Below are 17530 nucleotides of genomic sequence, written 5' to 3'. Positions count from 1 at the left end.
GGCCCGGGGGCGGGCCGTCACCTCCCTCAGATCCGGCCCGACTCGCAGTTCGCCACCTTCAGGCCGGGCGACACGGACCTGGTGTTCAGCGTCCGCCGCAGCTCCGTCACCGGCACCGTCCACCGTTCCGGCGCGGATCCGCCCGCCGTCACGAAGCCCCACGACGTCAGCAGTCCCTCCGGAAGGGTCCCGGAGGCCACGTCGAGGACGATCTCCGTGACCTCCTCCGCCGCCGCCACCCGTACCAGCTTGGTGAGCAGGGCGTGCGTGAGGTCGGCGGCGCGTTCGCTGCCCAGCAGCAGGCCCGTGACGTGGGCCTGCCGCGGCACCCCGGCCGAGGGGGTGCCCCCGGCCGGTGTCGGCAGCGGGGTCCCCAGCACGTACCGGAGCTGGGCCAGCGCCCTCCCCTCGCCGTCCCCCGCCGCTCCGGTCCCGGTGGCCTTCGTACCGGCGGGCGACCACGCGACGGCCTGCAAGCGGCCGCTGATCCGGCTCCCGTCGTCCACGAAGACGATCGGCGCCGGCGCGGGAGAAGCGTTCCGCACCGGATCCGGCGGGGTCGGCACCTGATCCGGCGTGCCCTGCGCGGACCACGGCTCTCGCGTCGGCGCGCCCGGGGCGCCGAGGGCGCGGCCGGGTGCCCGCGACACCCGCGACCGGAGGGGGCTGTTCCTTACCGGCGGACGCGGCACATCCCTTTCCTCCGCACGGGTCCGGGCCCGGTACGACGCCTGGTGCCGCTGTTCCCGGTCGTACTCCTGCCCGGTCTGGTCCTCGTACTCCTCCACGGCCTCCTCCTCGTCCTGCGACATCGCCTCGGTGTCCGATTCGAGGAGCAGTCCCCACTCCGTCTCGGAGTCGATCTCCATCTCGGAGTCCAGGTCCGTCTCGGAGACCGGGTCCGTCTCGGAGACCGGGTCCGTCTCGGATGCAGGATCCGTCTCCGGGGTCGTCCCCGTCCCGGAGACCACCTCCGTCCCGGAGTCGTCCGTCCGCCGCCGGGCGGACGGACGCTCCTCCCCTCCGTCCTCGACGGAACGTGCCCGCTTGTTCCGGTGGAGAGAGGCGCGCGCCTCGGCCAAGGTCTGGCCTCGGGAACGGAGCTGGGCGTCGTAGTGCGTCCACTGGTCGATCCGGACGCGCAGCTCCGACATGTCGGCGACGAACCGCCCGAGCCGCGTGCGGTCCACACCGAGCCGGTCCGTGATCCGCGCCAGCTGGTCGAACAGGGCACCGAGAGGCCGCGGTTCACGCAGCAGCGGCGCGACGGACCACAGGTCCTCTTCTCCCACTTCGCCCAGCAGCGCGGCAAAGGCGGACAGAAGAGTCGGTGAGACCCGCAGTTCGGCGGCGACGGGGTGGGCCGGCCGGGCGACGGAGCGCGCGGGTGCGGGTTCCGTGAAGAGCTGGTACGACAGCACCGCGCCATCGGTGCGCGACACGGTCATCTCCAGCCGGAAGCCGGGAGCGGGCCGGGCCACCAGGCGCAGAGCGCCGGGCGTGTCCGCCGGTATCCGCTCGGAGGGATGGGCTCCCTGAAGGGTCTGGAGCACGGCCAGCCGGGCGCGGTCCCCGCTCCACCCGTCGGGCAGAACGCCTTCGAGCACGTCCGGAACCGTCGAGCCGTCGAACAGTCGCATCACGTGCTGCTCGGTGGCCCCCCTGCCGGCGTGCGGAGCCAGCTCGTCCGCCCGGTTCAGGGCGAGCAGTTCGTCCAGGTCCGGCTCGTCGAACAGGCTGTCCAGGCCGGCCCGGTGACGGATGAGATCCAGCTCCAGCCCGATCAGGGTGTCCGGGCCGGGGATCCCCTGCGGGAGCTGATCGCCGTCGGGCACCCAGCCTTCGGCCTGGAGCACGGCGCCGCCCAACCGCTCGACCAGGGCCCGACGCCCCCAGCCGTTGCCCGACCCCCAGCCGAACAGTTCTCCGAGCACGACGTTCCCGCTCAGCGCCGACCGGTGCCAGTCTCCGACGTCATGAGGTTGACCCATCCCGGCCGGGCGCAGCTCCAGGTCGAACAGGGTGAGCGGCGCCGTCCCCGCCACGGACGTCCCCCGGGAGGAGTCGACCGAGGTGTTCAGCCGTGCCCGCAGCCGCTCCACGAAGGCGCGGAGGGCAGCCACCTGCTCCGGCGTGTACGACACCGGATACCGCAGTTCGCGCACGATCCGGACGCCCCAGTCGCCACCGCCGAACAGAACCTGCTGACGACGGAAGGGGACCGCCCGGTTGTTGCCGTCCGAGCCCGTGACCACGACCGGCTCGCTCCGGGCGATGATCTCCCACTCGTCCCACACGGCCCGCGGCTGGTGCCGGGTCGGCCGCACCCACATCAGAGTGCCGTCGAGCACCTGACCCTGCATGCGTACGCCGCCGGAAACCCCCTCCCAGAGGTAGCCGCCCCCTTCGAGAACGGCGAAACGCCCTGACGCGAGGGCCGCTTCGTGTGCCCGGGCGACCTCCTGCCAGAGGGTCTCGGTGCTCCAGCCGGCGGGGAAGAGCGGATGCGACTGACGATACTGGCCGTCGGCACCCAGAGCGTTCCGGCCTCCGTGGTCCGAGTACCGGAACTTCCCGGCGACCTCGTCGTACAGCTCGTCCGAGATCGGCCGGCCGAGTACGCCGTCCTCCCGGATCTGCCGCACCCGCGACACCCTGGTGTGCAGCTGGTCGGCGTCCGGGCGCCGGTAGTAGACGGTTCCGAAGCGGACACCGTTGGGCAGCGACGGGCCGGTCTGTGCCTGGACGAGGATGCCGCGGTCGTTGTACAGCAGTTCGTGGTCGACTTCGGACTCGGAACCGGACGTGAGGTCGTCGTCCGAGACGGCGGGGTGCGTGTAGTGGAAGCCGACCCGGTGGAAGCGGTCACCGCGCAGCACGAACTGCCGGGCCGGCTCGCCGATGACCAGGGCGGGCCTTGCCGGCGCCGTGTACGGCTCACCGGGCGGCTGGAGCATCGGCACGGTCCGGGCCGTCGCCGGGTCCTGGAGCGCGCGCAGTCGCGCGGCGGCCTCGGCCGCGTCGCGCGGCGGACCGGCCTCGCTCTGGTCCTCGTGCGGCGCGAAGTCGGTGATGACGCCGGACGCGTCCACCGTGCCGGTGATCCGGACCCCTTGGTAGGTCCCGGTGAACTCCTGGGTGCCGTCGGGCATGCCGGCCCGTACCGGCCGCAGGTTCGCCGACCGCACCTGCTCCAGGTACACCTGCTCGACAGCGTGCAGCACGTCGTCGGCGCTCCAGTGCGCCGGGAACATCATGCGGGGGCGGTCATGCCGGGTCCGTGGCGCCGGACCGCGGTGGAGGTACGCGAGATAGGTGCCGTTGGGGTTGAGGGCCGTGCCCTCCGGGACGGAGGCGTACCGCCCGGAGGGACCGGTCGGATCCAGCAGGCCGGCGATCCTCCGGCGCGGGTCGCCGCGCAGCACGCGTTCGCGCACCTCCAGCGGGATCAGCCGGTCGGTGATGCGGGGGGCGTCCGGAGCAGGCACGGTCTCGGGAGCCACCCGTCCCGCGGCCGCCGCGCGCCGCCAGGCCCGCTCGACCATGAGACCCAGCAGCCTCAGATCGCGGGGGACCAGCCGGAGGTGGGGGTGCCTCTGCGTGCTGACCGTCTGGAAGTCCGCGTCGACCGTGACCCTGCCGTACGCGTCCAGGTCGTAGGCGGACATCAAAGAGCCGTCCTGGTAGACGGGCCGTACCGTCGCCCAGGACCGTGCCTCGCGGTACTGGTCCTGGAAGCCCAGGAGGTGGCCGATCTCATGGGCGAGAACGGTCTCGGTCTCCGAGTCCTCCTCCGGTACCGGTGTCCCGTGGCTCTCCAGGTCGTCCTCCCGCACCTGCCACGGCGTGGCCGGGCTCTGGATGTACCAGTTGGCGGAGTCCATCCGGCCCGCGCCCCGGTGGACGTTGACGGTGTGGTGCGCCCCCGTCGCCGACTCGGGGAACGTCGCCCTCACTTCGAGCAGGTCGCCGTAGGAGAGCCGGTGCCCGGGGGTGTTGAAGTAGCGGGCGAGGCCGCGCACGGCCAGCGTGCGGGCCCGGGCCAACTCGGTCTCGCCCGCTCCGGACCGCGGGTGCAGATGGATGGCGACCGTGATGCGGGTCACCATCTGTCCGTCCGGTCGGCGGTACCGCGTGGCGGTGAACGAGGCAGAGGGCAGGGGAGCGGCGAACTCGTGCGGCAGCGCGTCCGCTTCCAGGTTCTCCTCCGGATCCTCGACGGGCTGCGGCTCGACCGTCACCTCGCCCAGCGAACTGCCCTCGGGGATCTCCTCGAACGGGTCCTCTTCCTCCTCCATCCGTACGTCCGGGTCGTGGACGACGACGGGGTCCTCCTCGAGCTCCTCCATCCGGACGTCTGTCGAGACGGCCTGGGAGCGGCTGGAGCCGGCAGAGCTGTGCTGGACGCGCTTCTGCTTCGACGTGCTCGACTCCGCCCCCGAGCCGCCGGTGCTGCCGCCCGGGTACGGCCCAAGGCTCGGTTTCAGCGCGGTCCGCAGGCCGACGTCGTCCTCGTCCTCGTGCGGCTCGGCGTCGGGGGGCCGGTTCTCCTGACCGCCTTCGACGGCCGGCTGGACCGATTCGTGCGACGCCTCCTTCTCCTTCTTCTTCTGCTTGTCCGGCCGGGCGCTCTTGGGGACGGGTTCCAACCAGGCGAGGGTCTGGCCTGCCTCCTCCTGGCCTGCCTCCTCCGTCTCGTCCTCCTCCACGATGGTGGCGAGATCCGTGGACTTCCGCGGCTGCGCCTGAGGCGCCGTGACCGTCCCCACCGCGGGCGGTTCCTGGGAGGCGGCGGGCTCGCCCCGCTTCGCCTCCCGGAGGGGGAGGGCGATCTCCAGCGGGATCAGGCCCTCGCTGGTCCGTGCGTCCCTGCCCCCGCGCCGGAACGTGAACTTCAGCCCGACCCATCCGTCGTAACGCACGTACGGCACAGGTGTCTTGCTGTTCAGGACGGTACGGCCGGCCTCGCGGCTGCGGTCGGTGCTCCGCTTGCGGAAGGCTCCCCCGGTCCTGACGCCGAAGCGCAGCCGCAACGGTGAGGAGCCGAACTCCGGGGCGAACTCGCCGGACAGACTGTGCGCCGTGGACGTGCTCTGGGAAAGGTCGACCCGGTGGCCGGATTCGGAGGCGGTGGCCCGCTCGGCCTTCTTGTCGTATCCCGTGTAGGTGAAGTCGACCGGGAAGTCGGCCTCGATCTGGATCGTCATGGTGTCGTCGGGGCTCTTGCCGTCCACCGTCACCGTGAAGGGGTCGGTGGAGCCGGGGTGGGCCAGCCGGTCGGACAGCCAGACCATCAGCCGTTCCCGGCTGACCGAGCCGAGCACGAACCGGCCGTTGGTGTGGTGCGAGGCACCGTGGGACTTCCTGTCCCACAGTCCCTTGAAATAAGCGGCACCACGGGCGTTCAGCAGTTGGCGGATGCTTTCCACCGAGGTGAGCGACCGCACCTGCACCGTTCTGTCGGTCAGGTACTGGGCCGTGAGCGTCTTTGGAGCCCCGGGATCCTCGACGGTGTCGGCGTCCGAGAACCTGCTCGCCTGAGTCTCGCTCTTCGGGGAGATGTGGCTCATCCGGGCGTGCAGTGTGGTGGAGAACGAACCTGTCCGCTTGAGCATCCATTGCTGCCGCTGCGTCAACGACGTCGCCTGGAGCGCCGACAGCTCCTCCTCGTCCTGCTTCGCCCTTTCCTCGTTCTCCCGGCGGTTCGCTTCCGTCTCGACCGCCTGCGCGGCGTTCTCCCTCCCGGCCGTCTCCCTCTCGGCCGTCTCGACATCGTTCCTGGACACGGGTTTGAGACCGGGCCGGTTCAGGGGGAGAGGTTCCATCCCCTCCTCCACCTGCTTCTCGAAGGCATCCTTCACCCCCTGCGCCACTTGCAGGAGTTCCACCACGGGAGCCAGCTCGCGCTGGGTGTGCCTCATCCGTGACCGCCGCTTCCCGGTCTGCCAGACGTCCGCCGCGTACAGCGCGGCGGCGGCGAAGCGGGCCCGGCTGCTGGAGAAGTCCCGGTGCACGGTGATCCGTATGTCGACCTCGTCGTCGAACGCGGAGCCCTCCGTCTTGCTCTTGGTACCGGTGCCGACGGTCACGTTGGACAGCCGTGACTCGGTGTTCTCCTGCCCCCTCGTCCGCTGGTACGAGAGGGTGGCCGCCAGTGCCGTGCCGGGGACCACGTCCTTCTTGAAGGTCACGCCCAACCGCTGTGACCGGGACGTGCTCCGGGACTTCGCGGAGTCGCCGTCGACGCTGTCCTCGCTGTACGACTCGGCGTTGCCGATGTTGAACTCGACCGTGTCGATCTCCCGGTCGTGCACGGGGTCGAACCCCTTGCGCAGCGCGAGGGTCACCTCGGCCCAGCCGCCGTCGAAGGGGATGATCACGGGTTGGCCGTCGAAGGCGCCGCGGGCCGGAGCGGTCAGATCGACAGTGGTCAGCTGTCCCACCAGGTACGTGCTGATCTTCTTCCACTTCTTGCCGCCGAAGAGGGAGACCCCCCTGGACCGCAGCCCGGCGAGCGGATCGGTGTCCAGGGTCAGCCGCACCGGTCCGGGGATGTCGCTCCCGCGCAGCCGTCGGCTCAGCAGCGTGGCCCGGGACGACTCGCGACTGCCCCTCTTGACGTCGGGCGCGCCACCGTCCGGGTATTCCAGGCGCGCGGTGGGGAAGGCGGCCCGCACCGGCAGGTCCGTCTCGAACCGGTCCCGCCCGGAACTCGTCCAGGTGCGTCGGCCCTTGTGCCACTTCCGGTATTCGACCCGCCCCACCAGGCGCAGGGTGCCGTTGAAGATGCCGTACGGCTCGGTGGCCTTGCTCTTGGCCTGGAGCGTCGTACCGGAGTCCATGACCCGGCTCACACTGCTGTCCGTCGTCTCGGTGGCCGTGTTCTGCACGGTGACGTACGGCGCGGTGACCACGCTGTCGAGGACCTCGCCCTTGCGGTCCAGCGTGTCGTCCGAGGAACCGGTGAGGTGGGACTGCTCGACACCGGTCTCCGCCTCGAAGGACTTGACGGTCTTCTCGTAGACGAAGTCACGGGCCTCGACCACCTCGAACACCACCCGCGAGTGCCGTCCCGTGATGATCTCCACGGGGGACGGGAGTTCGTTGTCCCCGAGCCGGAGGTTCTGCTCCGAGGCCGCCGACAGGCGTGCCAGCAGGGGCCGCAGGAATCCGGCGCCGAGCAGCGGCTCGTAGACGGCCTCCTCCTCGGCCCGGGCCAGGGCCCCGAGCTGTTGTCCTTCCAGGCTCGTGAGCACCGCCCTGAACAGTTTGTTGCCGCCGCCGAGCGACAGGATCTGGGTGTCCGCCGGCAGGGTCTGCCGCTCGGCCCGCCCGACGAGGGGGGCACGCGGGTCCCGCCGGGGCTCTTCGACGGGCACCGGGGTGTCGTCGACGATCTGCGAGGTGCCCTCAGCCACCCGCTTCGCCGTGGCCTCGGCCTCCTCGGCCTCCTTGGTCGCAGCCTCCGCCTTCCTCTCGCCCGCCTTGGCCCGGGCCACGTCCACCCCGTCGAAGATCTGCGGGCCTACACCGTCCTCGGACACCACGTACTCGTCGGTCAGCCGGGTGGGAATGGCCACGAAGAAGGGGACGACGACCACAGAGGGGTCTTCGCCCGTTCCCTGCCTCTGCACCTCCTGGCCATTGCCGCCGACGGCGCCGAACCGCAGCTCCACCTCACCGGCGAAGAGCGCCATCTCCTCCTCGAACTTGCTGTTCGCGAGCAGCTTGGAGGAGTCGGCCAGACGCTGGAGGTGCCGTTCACGCCCGCCCTTGGTGGGGCCGACGGCCGGCTGCCACGACACGCCCTCGGCCAGACCGAAGTAGGCTCCTCCGGTCCCCTGCCACTGGCTCATCTGCGAGGAGCCGCCGCGCTGCGAGGACGCCGTGCTCGACTCGTTGATCACGTTCAGTTCGGACTTCGCGATGGTCTCGACATAGGCCAGGCCGCGCACCGTGGCAGAGGCGCCGATGCGCATCTTGCCGTAGGTCGTCGTGTGGTCGAACGAGGGTCCCCGCAGCGGGCTGTGCTGCATCCCGACCAGGTTCGCGGCGAGCCGGTCGGAGCGGAAAGCGTTCTGGATCGCCACCGCGTGCCGGGACCACCGGGCGTACACCAGGGAACCGATCGTGTCGAGCCGCTGCTGGACGGGGTTGGCCCGCCGGCCGGCGACCCGTCGCGGCTCCCGGCTCGGGGCCGGGACCGTCCGGCGGTTCTCGCGGAAGTCCGACAGCTCGGGGAACTCGATGTCCCCGCCCGAGAACAGTCCGAGGACGACCGCGTCGTCGGACAGTTCCATGTTCCGGGGCCTTCGGGCCCTGTCACCGGCCTTGAACACCGGCAGCTCGAACGTGCGCCGGTCCTGCCGGTTCTGCTCGTGGTTCTCCTCCTCTTCGGGTTCAGGGGTGATCAGTGGGCTCTGCCAGGCCCCCGCGCCGGGCTTCACCTCCTTGGCGTCGGACTGCCGCACCAAGGTCCGCACCCCGAGGAGCGTCGACCCGCTCGTCGTCCGTGCCCCGCCGTTCGTGAAGGTCACGGCCAGGACGACCTTTCCGTCGAACACCGAACTGGGCACCTTGGCCTTGACGGTGCCGCCGGTGGTGGACGTGTTCTCCCGCAGGTCGGCCGACTCCCCGGTGGTCGTACTCGAGTGGGAGACGGAAGCCTTGAACCCCGACGCCTCCGACACCCCGGGGAACATCCAGGTGTCGGGGTCGCCCAGCTGGTTGCCCTGTACGGCCTTGGTGTCGTTACGGGACCGGGCGGCGCCGGAGGTGAAGATCACGGACTGGGCGGATCCGGTCCCGACGTTGAGTTCCGTCTCCTTGTTGTCGTACACGAAGTGCGCCTCGGCCAGTTCGGCGGACAGCTCCACCGTGCTGTCGTTCGGCAGGTCGATCATGACGGGGCCGTCCCACATGAGCGCGCGCAGCTTCTCGTGCAGCGCGGTGAGCGGCATCAGCTCTTCGAGCATGGCCAGGGCCTCGTCCGCGGCCGCCGCACTTCCGTAGAAGTCGACGGCGGCGTCGTAGGGGCTCTGCGTCCCGTTCGGCAGTCCTCGCCGCAGTGCCGCGCCCAGGCCCTTGTCGTCCCGCAGCCCTTCGTCGTCGAGGGCGTAGGTGTCCTCCAGGAGGTCCATGGGGCCGAGGGCCCGCATCGTCGCCATGTGCGTCGGCACTCTGCGGCCGATCCTGACCGACGGTGCCGACTCCGAGTCCTGCTCCGGAGTGACCACCGCCGCCTTCAGGACGACGGTCTCCGTGCTCTCCGTGGGCTGCCGCTGGTCATCGCCGCCGCGTCCGCGGGTTCCCACTTCGGAGAAGTCGACGGTGAAGGCCGCGTTCGCATGGATCCTCAGAGCCTTGACGGCCGTCTTGCCGCGGCCGATCGTCCGGCCGAGGTCCTGGTAGACCATGCCCTGATTGCTGTCGTGGCCGTACACCCGGCTGTAGTCGAACCGTATGAAGGGGAACGTGGCCCGCGCGGTACCGCCGTAGTTCCAGGAGGTGTTGGTGTCGAACGCCGTGGCCGTGCCCGCGCCCGTCTCGACCCCGGGCTCGAACTCGAACTTCTCGATCTGCTCGGCCGTCTGCGCGTCCTCCAGCCTCGCCCGCACCGGAAGCCGGCCGCTCCAGCCGGGCGTGGTGATGGCGAGGTACTTCGTCTCGCCGTTGGTGAGGGCGTACAGCCATGCTCCGAGGTGGACGGTGCGCAGGTACTGCGTGATCTGGTCGCGGGCGAGGGCGGCGTCCTGGGTCCCGAGATGGCGTTCGAGGGCCGGAGCCAGCTGGCGGACGAAGTCCTGCGGGCCGTTCCCCAGGGCGATCACCACGTCCTGGGCCCCCACCATTCCCCTCGTGAGCCGTGACGGCGGCGACGGCAACACCGGGTTGTCGTCCGCCAGTCCCTCGATGAGGTCGTCGGGCGGCAGGACGTTCCCCTGGTTCGCCGAACCGGGGGTCCCGGCCTGCTCCTTCCTCGAGGAGTACTGCTTCCTGGCCGCCTGTGTCTGCTGCGACGCCGGCCCCGCCGATGCCTCCGGCGTCTCTGCCGTCTCTGCCGTCTCCGGCGTCCCGGCCGACTCCGCCTCCTCGGCCGATCCCGATCCGGTCTCCTTGCCTCCCGCCTGGTACGTGTACCGCCGGACGTTCGACAGCGCCTCCGTCACCTTCGTCCGCGCTCTCTCCGCCGCCCGGTTGGAATCCACCCAGGCGTGCAGGGCGGTACTGTCCAGCCGCTCGGACCAACCGAGTGCCTCGTCCGCCTTCCTCAGTTCGGTGAGGGCGTCCTCCAGCTCCGCACGTGCCGCTTCCATGTCGGTGTCGGTGTCGGTGTCGGTCTCGGTTTCAGTGTCGGTCTCGGTTACGGGCGGGCCGGCTTCTTCGGTCGGGGCGGACTCCGTCGTGGGCGGTGTCCCGTCCGTTTCCGGCGGCGCGGCGGGTGGTTGGGCACGGCGGGTGAGCTCGGCAAGCTCATAACGGGCGAAGTCGGTGCGCAACCGCGCCTTGATCTGCCACAGCCGGACCCGTCCCAGTACCTCGTCCACGTCGCTGAGATTGCGCTGAAGCTCCTGACGCTCCTGCTGGGCGCGCTCGTGCTGCTGATTCGCCGCTTCCACGGCCTGCTCCCACCGCGTCAGTTGCTCCCGGGCCTCCGCACGACGTATGCCGGCCTGACGCGCCGCTTCCGCCCGCAGGTCACGCCGGGCCTCCTCAAGGACCGCAAGGGCCCGCTCCCGTTCCCGCTGTGCCGTCCCGGCATCGATCCCGGTCGCCGCGGCGGCCTCCAGGGCCAGTCTGAGAGCCGACGCGTGGAAGCGCTCGGCGCGCTCGACGCCGCGGGTGTCGCCCATCGGCAGGTGCGTGGCCCCCAAGGCGTTTTCCGCCTCGGTGAGCTGCTGCCCGGCGTGCTTCTCCTGTTCGGCCAGGGCGACGGTCCTGCTCGCCCTCTCGAACTCCTCCCGCGCCGCCACGACCCGCCTCCTCAGGGCAGTCAGCGGATCCGGTCCGGTTTCCCGTACCGGAGAGGCGGTGGGCCCGGGACCCGACAGGTACGGGAGGGAGTACTCGGCCTCGGACCATTCGGTCCGCCGCCGCTCCAGCTCCATTTCCGAGCCGAGCCAGGCATGCAACGCGTCGTTCGACCGGCGCTCCGCCGCACGCCACGCCTCTTCGGCCGCGTGTACTTCGGCGGTGGCGGCCGACACATCCTCGCGTGCCCGCGCCGCGTCGTCCTCGGTGAACGGCTGTCCAGGCGACTCGCCCGGACCTTCGTTCTCGTGCGACTCCTCCGCGGACCCGGTATCGACGACCACCGCTCCCGCCGTCGCGTCCTCGGCCGTCGAGGACTTCCGGGTCCCGTCCAGCGAGCGTTCGATCTCGTCGAGACGGTCCTGGGCCTCCTGCAACCGCTGCCGCTCCTGCCGCAGTCGCGCTACGGCCTCGGTCTGCTCCGCCAGCCGGGCCCGGTGGACGTCCGCCTGCCTCTCGGCCTGTCCGAGTGCCTGGTCGTACCGGTTCCGCGCGGCGTCCACGGCCTTCTGCCGCTCTGCCAGGAGTTCCTGATCCGTGGCCTTCGGCTCGTCGGACACGCTCTGCGACGACTGGGAGGCGACCTGGGGGGTGGTGGCCTGCGCGGGCGGGTCCTGGACGGTGGCCTGCGCGGACGGGTCCTGGACGGTGGCCTTCGCGGGCGGGTTCTGGACGGTGGCCTTCGGGGTGGCCTTCGGGGTGTTCTCGGCGCTCTTCCCGGAGACGCCCTCGACGCCTCCGGACAGCTCCTCCTCCGCTTTCACGGCGTGCGGGCCGGTGGTCCCGGAACCGCCCACCAGGCCGTTGGACGCGCCGGAGAGATCGTCGCGGACGCCGGCCCGGGGCACCTCGGCCGCGTGCCCCCGGTATCCCCGGTCGGTGTGCCTGTTGCCGCCCACGGTCGTCGGCACGGTCTCGTCGTACGGCGTGGCCGTCCCGTACCGGTCGGCCGTCAGATGCAGGACGCCGCCCTCGTTGTTCTCCGTGCGGCGGGTGATCTCGGTCCCGCTGCCGGAAGCGTCTCGGTCCCGGCCCGCGGACCAGCGGTGTCCGAAGTTCCCGGCGTCGCTCGCGTTCGTCCCCCTGGCGTTCTCCGTCCTGAGGAGGTCGGAGAAACCGTGCACCCGGTTGCCGGACGTCGGCGGAACCGGGGTGGCCGACGGCTTTCGGGCCGCGACCGACTCGTTGTCGGGCACGGTGTCCCGGCGCAGCCGGGCCTCGTCGAGTGCCTTCGTCGCCGCGCCGACCACACGCCCCTTCTCGGGCCCGTCCGCGGCGGACTTCCGGTACGTCTCCAGCGCGTCACGGAGCCTCGGCTCCAGTCGGTCGATCGCCTCGCGCGTACCGGCGGATTCCAGCTCCCGCGTCACCGTCCGCACCTCGGCGTACGGACGGTCCTGACGCCAGTCGGCAGGCCGCGACCGCTCGCCGCCGCCGGATCCCGTGCTCTGCCCGGTCTTCTCGGCCGGCTCCGGCGCGGTCTTCTTCCCGGGCCCTTCCGTGAGCGAGTACGTCTTGTCCTCGACCGATTTGTCCTTGACCGAGGCCGAACCGGTGGCCTCGGTCTGCTCCAGCGCGTCCGCCTTCGCCCGGGCGCTCTCCGCGTACTGCCGGGCCTGCTCGGCATGGTCGTTCAGCCCGTGTTCGCGGCTGGTGCGGACGACGGAGAGGGCGTTCTCGCGGACGTTGGCCAGGGCCGCGGGGGTGTCCGCCGTCTCGAGCTGCCGGCCGATCGCCTTCAGCGCCCGTACCGTACGTGCCTCCACGGTCCCGGCCTGCTCCAGCCGGAAGTTCTCGTGATCGGTGGCGCCACGCAGGAACGGGGAGCCGGCACCGCGGTCGGCCTCCAGCCAGCCGGCGGCGGTCACGCTGCCGTCGCCGTGGTAATGCGTCCACGCCGAGACCCGGTCGTCGAGATACGCCTTCGCCGCCTCCCGGTGACCGCCCTGCCGCGCGGAGAGACGGGGGTCCAGGCCGAAGGCGTCGTCCCAGTCACGGCCCGCCTCGTAGGCCGCCTTCGCGATCCGGGCCTCCTCCGCCAGCACGCGTTCCGCCGAACCGACCAGGTTCCGGGCCCGCACCTGGTAGGCGGTGGTCCGCGGGTCGTAGGCGCCGTCGAGCGGAGTACGGCCCGGGGCGCCGGGGTGGCCCAGGATCCGTTCGGCGGTGTCGATGACCTTCTCGCCGAGGACGTTCTTCGCCACCAGCCGGGAACCGGGCGGGTGGGCCATGTCCGCGTCGAGTTTGCCGGCGAGGGCGCCGAGGTGGTTCTGCACCTGCTCGTGGTGGAGGAAACGCTCGGACAGCTCCATGGGCGAGGTGAGCTCGGCGAGCGTCCGCTCGAAGAACGCGCGGTCCTCGGGGGTCCAGGCGGCCGGGTTGGTCTCGCCGCGCGCCGCCATGTGCTCGTCCAGGGCGGCGGCGAGGTGGTGGTCCCACTGCTCCAGGGTCGTACGGACCGCGGGGGCGTCGGAGGCCGGCCCGCGGCTCTCGGCGTACCGGGTGACCAGCTCGTGCGCCCGGACCCGGGCGGCCTCGGCCTCCAGCTCGGCGTGGACCCGGTCGACGGCGCGGTCGAGGGCGCGGGTGACGGCGGTGTCGCGGTCGACGCCGGTCCTCATCAGGTCCTCGGCGACCCGCCGGCCGCCCATCAGCCGGGCACTCGCCAGGCCGGTCCACTTGTCCTTCGCCGTCGCGAGGGCATCCGGGTCGGGGGAGCCGGCGCGGTCGGACCGGTGGAGGGTCTGCTCGACCCGGTCCAGCACGCCGGCCACGCGCTGATCGACCAGGGCCGCGTAGTCGAGCAGGTGCTCGGGGGTGCTGTCGCCGGGATGGCTGACGTACTCCTCGCGCGCGTACCGGCCGGAGCGGGGCAGGGCCGCCTTGTCGGCCGTCAGCCGGTCGACCCGCGCGTCGAACTCCGCGCCCCTGCGGTACCGGTCGACGGCGTCGTCGAAGAGCCTCCGTTCGCGGTCCTCCAGGCCGCCCAGGACGCGGTCGCGGGCGCTCTCCCAGTCGCCTCGCGCCTTTTCGGGGGTGGTGGCGGAGAGACGGCCGTCGTCCCAGGTCCGGGCCACCGACCGGAACGTGCCGATCAGTTCGTCGGAGGTGTCGTCCAGCAGTTTCCTGCCGGTGGTGTCCCGGTAGGCGGTGAGGACGTCGTCGGACGGACGACGGCCTTCATGGGTGAACGCCTTGATGAGGACGTCGTCGGTGCGGTCGGCGAGCAGCCGGTCGATCTTGTCGCCCAGGCTCTTCAGCGTCGGGGGCAGGTCGTCGGCGATCGGCCGGATCGCGTCGCCGTACTTCGCGGTGATCGCCGCGACGGCTTTCTCGTGGGTCGAGGGCGGGCCGGTCCACAGCGGCGCGTCCCGTGCGGTGTTCCGTGAGGGCGCCCCCTGCGGGTTCTCGCGCGGGGAGGTGACCAGTTCGCCGGGGAACGCCGACAGGGCCGGCGGCCGGTAGGACGTGGCCCCCACCGGGGTGGCGTACGGGTCGTGCTCGGCGGCGGTGACCGCGTCGAGCCGCCGGTCGAGGCCGGCGAGAGCGGACTCCACGTCCCGCGCCGTCCAGGAGGTACCGCGCAGCTCGCCCCGGGTGTCGGTGAGTCCCCGGTACAGGGCGTCACGCAGCGCGGCATTGAACTCCTGTCCGTGCGCTGCCAGGTAGGCGGCCTCGGCGTCCTTCAGCTTCAGCGCCGCCGCCGTCTCGAAGTCGACCCGGCCCTGGATGCCGTCCTTCAGCGCCTCGAGGCGTTCGTCGAGGTGCTGCTTGCTCACGTGCCCGTCGAGGCCCTTGCCCGGGCCGCCCTTGCCGGCCGGTGCTTCGCCGACCAGGCGGAGGAGGTCGAGTTCGTGTTCCAGGTCGGCGGCGATGCCCTTCCTCACCGAGCCGTACACGTCCAGGGCCTTGACGTCCTGCTCCTGCGCCCGGAGGCTGATGATCCGCTTCAGGTCTCCATGCACCGTGTGGGCGGTCTCCCAGACCTCCTGGGCGCGCAGGTCACCCGCCAGCCGGTCCAGCACTTCGGCCCTGCGCTGTTCCCAGGCCTTGGTGAACCGGGTGAACAGGGTGTCCTGCCGGGTGCCCTTCGGGGCGGCGGTGGCCACGTCGTGCCACACCCGGTCCGCCTCGACGGCCAGCACCTGCTGATAGTGGTCGGTGATCTCGCGCAGCCCGCCCGGCGTCCACTTCGCGTGGCCGCCGTCCCACTTCGAGACGATTGCCTTGATGTCTTCGCGGCCGGCGGTGAGCCGGTCCACGACCTGGTCCATACGGTCGCGCGTCTGCCGGGCGGCGGCGACGAACTGGCTGTGCGCCTCCTCTCCGGACATGTGGGGCTTCTCGGAGATCCGCCCCCACGTCTGCTCACCGATGTGCTGGAGTTCGGCCCGGTACTGCTTCGCGGCCCGCTCGACCAGTTCCCTGGGAGCGTGCTTGCCTTCCCAGGCGTCGCCGGCGTGGGACGTCGCGCGGTCGATGCGCTGGTCCACGTCCACGTGGAAGCGGTCGGCCCGCCCCTTGACCGTATGGGACAGGTCCCGCACGGTCTGCTGCCACTTCTTGTCCGCCTCGGCGGAGGTCAGGGGCCGCTCGATGCGCTTGTCCGTGCTCGTACCGTAGATCTCGTCGTACTTGGCCCTGGCGTCCCGGACCATCCCGTCGAATATCTCCTGCCGGCCCTCGGGTCCCAGTTCCTGGAGTTTGCGGGAGGTGCTGGAGGAGCTGACGAACCTGTCCCGAAGCTCCTCCACACCCCGGGTGAACCGCTGCTGATGCGCGGTGGCGGTCGCCGCAGGCTCCTCCTTGACCGAAAGCGGCGTCCCGGCCGGCCGGCCGGGGTTCTCGGAGGCGTGGGGTCTCGTCCCCAGGCTGGCGGTCAGGTCCCGTGCCTCGGTCGGCTTCACCGGGGCCTTGCCGCTGTCCGACGGCGTGGGTCGCGGGTTGTCGACGGGCGTGGCCCGCACGTCCTGCGTGACGTTCCTGTCGCCGGACAGGGACTTGGCGGGCGCCTGGTACAGCCCGCCGTTCTCCTCCTTCGGCATCGGCACCGGCGTGGAGTTCTCGGAGTTCAGCGGGTTCTTCGAGCCCGCGGAGTACGGCGACTCGCTGGTGTTCCCGACGTACGAGGTGCTCTCTCCGTCATCGGAGTGCGCGACGAACTTCTCGGTGCTGCCGCCGGCCGGCGGCAACGGTTCCGTGTCGAGATTCGTCGCCTTGCCCTGTGTGACGGTCGGTGCGCCGGGGTTTCCGGACGTCCCGGCCTTGCCGCCCGGGCCGTCGGGGAGCCGGTCCGCCGTGCGGGGCCCGGTCGTCGTCGGTGTCGTCGGGCGCACGGACTCGTTCCGGGCGACCGGCGGGAGCAGTTCGTCGTTGTTCTTCGGTACGGTCCGGGCCGGCGCGGGCGTGGTCGTGTCGTTGGCGGGCCGGACACCGAGTTCCGTGCTCTTCACCGTCGTGTTCGTGACCGGTCTCACCGAGCTGTTCAACGGCCCGGCCGGGGCCGTGTTCAGGTCCTTCCCGGCGGTCTTGCCGGTCACGGTGACCATGTCCTTGTACAGGGGCGTGCCGATCCCGCCCGGCGCACCGGCGGGGACACCGGCGTTCCGCTCGGTGATCGACGGTGCCTCGATCTTCGTCGGCAGGGTCTTGTCGGAGGCCCAGGTGACCGCCGGTTCCGCCTTGGCCATCGTGACGCCCAGTGCGGCCGCCACGCCCAGGTTGATCGCCTCGCCCTTCCACCACTCCGCGCTGGTGAAGTCCGGCATGTCGCCCCCGGCGGCCACGGCGCCCAGCGCCTGCGCGGCGACATCGATGCCGAGCTGCACCCCGGCGGAGGTGACGGCGGCGACCGCCACCTCCGCCGCGAAGGCGACAGCGGCCGGGATGGACTGGAGCACCGAGGACACCAGCTCGGCCACCACCCGGAAGAGCACGGACAGGATCTCCGGCAGCGGGATGAACGGAACGAAGAACAGCACCAGCGACAGCACGGCCCCGAAGAGGCCGGTCAGGGCCTCCTGCTTCTCCTGCTCCACCCGCTGGTCGAAGATCTGCTGGACCTGGTCGCCCCAGTTGTTGATGGCGTTGCCGATCGCCCGCGCGTCGTCGACGGCCTTCTGCAGGTGGTTGTCGTGGACCTGGTTCCAGGTGGTGTCCGTGATGTTCTTGCCGTCACCGGTCCACCGCGCGGAGTGCACCGCGGTGTCCATCGCGGACATCCGCTCCCACAGCATGTCGCTGAAGTCGATCCAGGCGTTGCCGAGTTCGTATATCCCGGTCGCGAGATTCGGATCGGCGGGTTCGACGCTCAAGGGGATCACCTGTCGTGCGCATGGTCGGAGCGAGGGGTCGGGCGGGGGCGGGACGCCGCCCGTGTCCGCCCGCGCCGTACCAGCCGGGGAACGGGCCGCGGGACGGGTTCGGCGGGAGGGGATCGGCGGGACGGAATCGGCAGGACGGGATCGGCGGGATGGTGAGCGCGGGCGTGGCCGCCCGG

1 protein-coding gene is annotated in these 17530 nt (G+C 71.4%); it reads right to left on the bottom strand.

Annotated elements, in window-relative coordinates; genetic code table 11:
* Positions 1–26: 26 nt before the first annotated feature.
* Positions 27–17345 (bottom strand): EndoU domain-containing protein, encoded by a 17319-nt coding sequence (locus tag ABZ564_RS08400; protein ID WP_360851565.1) that lies wholly within the window; start codon positions 17343–17345, stop codon positions 27–29.
* Positions 17346–17530 lie beyond the last annotated feature (185 nt).

The organism is Streptomyces sp. NPDC019224 (assembly GCF_040632605.1).
In the GTDB taxonomy this organism is placed as follows: domain Bacteria; phylum Actinomycetota; class Actinomycetes; order Streptomycetales; family Streptomycetaceae; genus Streptomyces.
The sequence above is the reverse complement of the archived record's forward strand: the minus strand, read 5'-3'. Positions and strand labels throughout refer to the sequence as shown.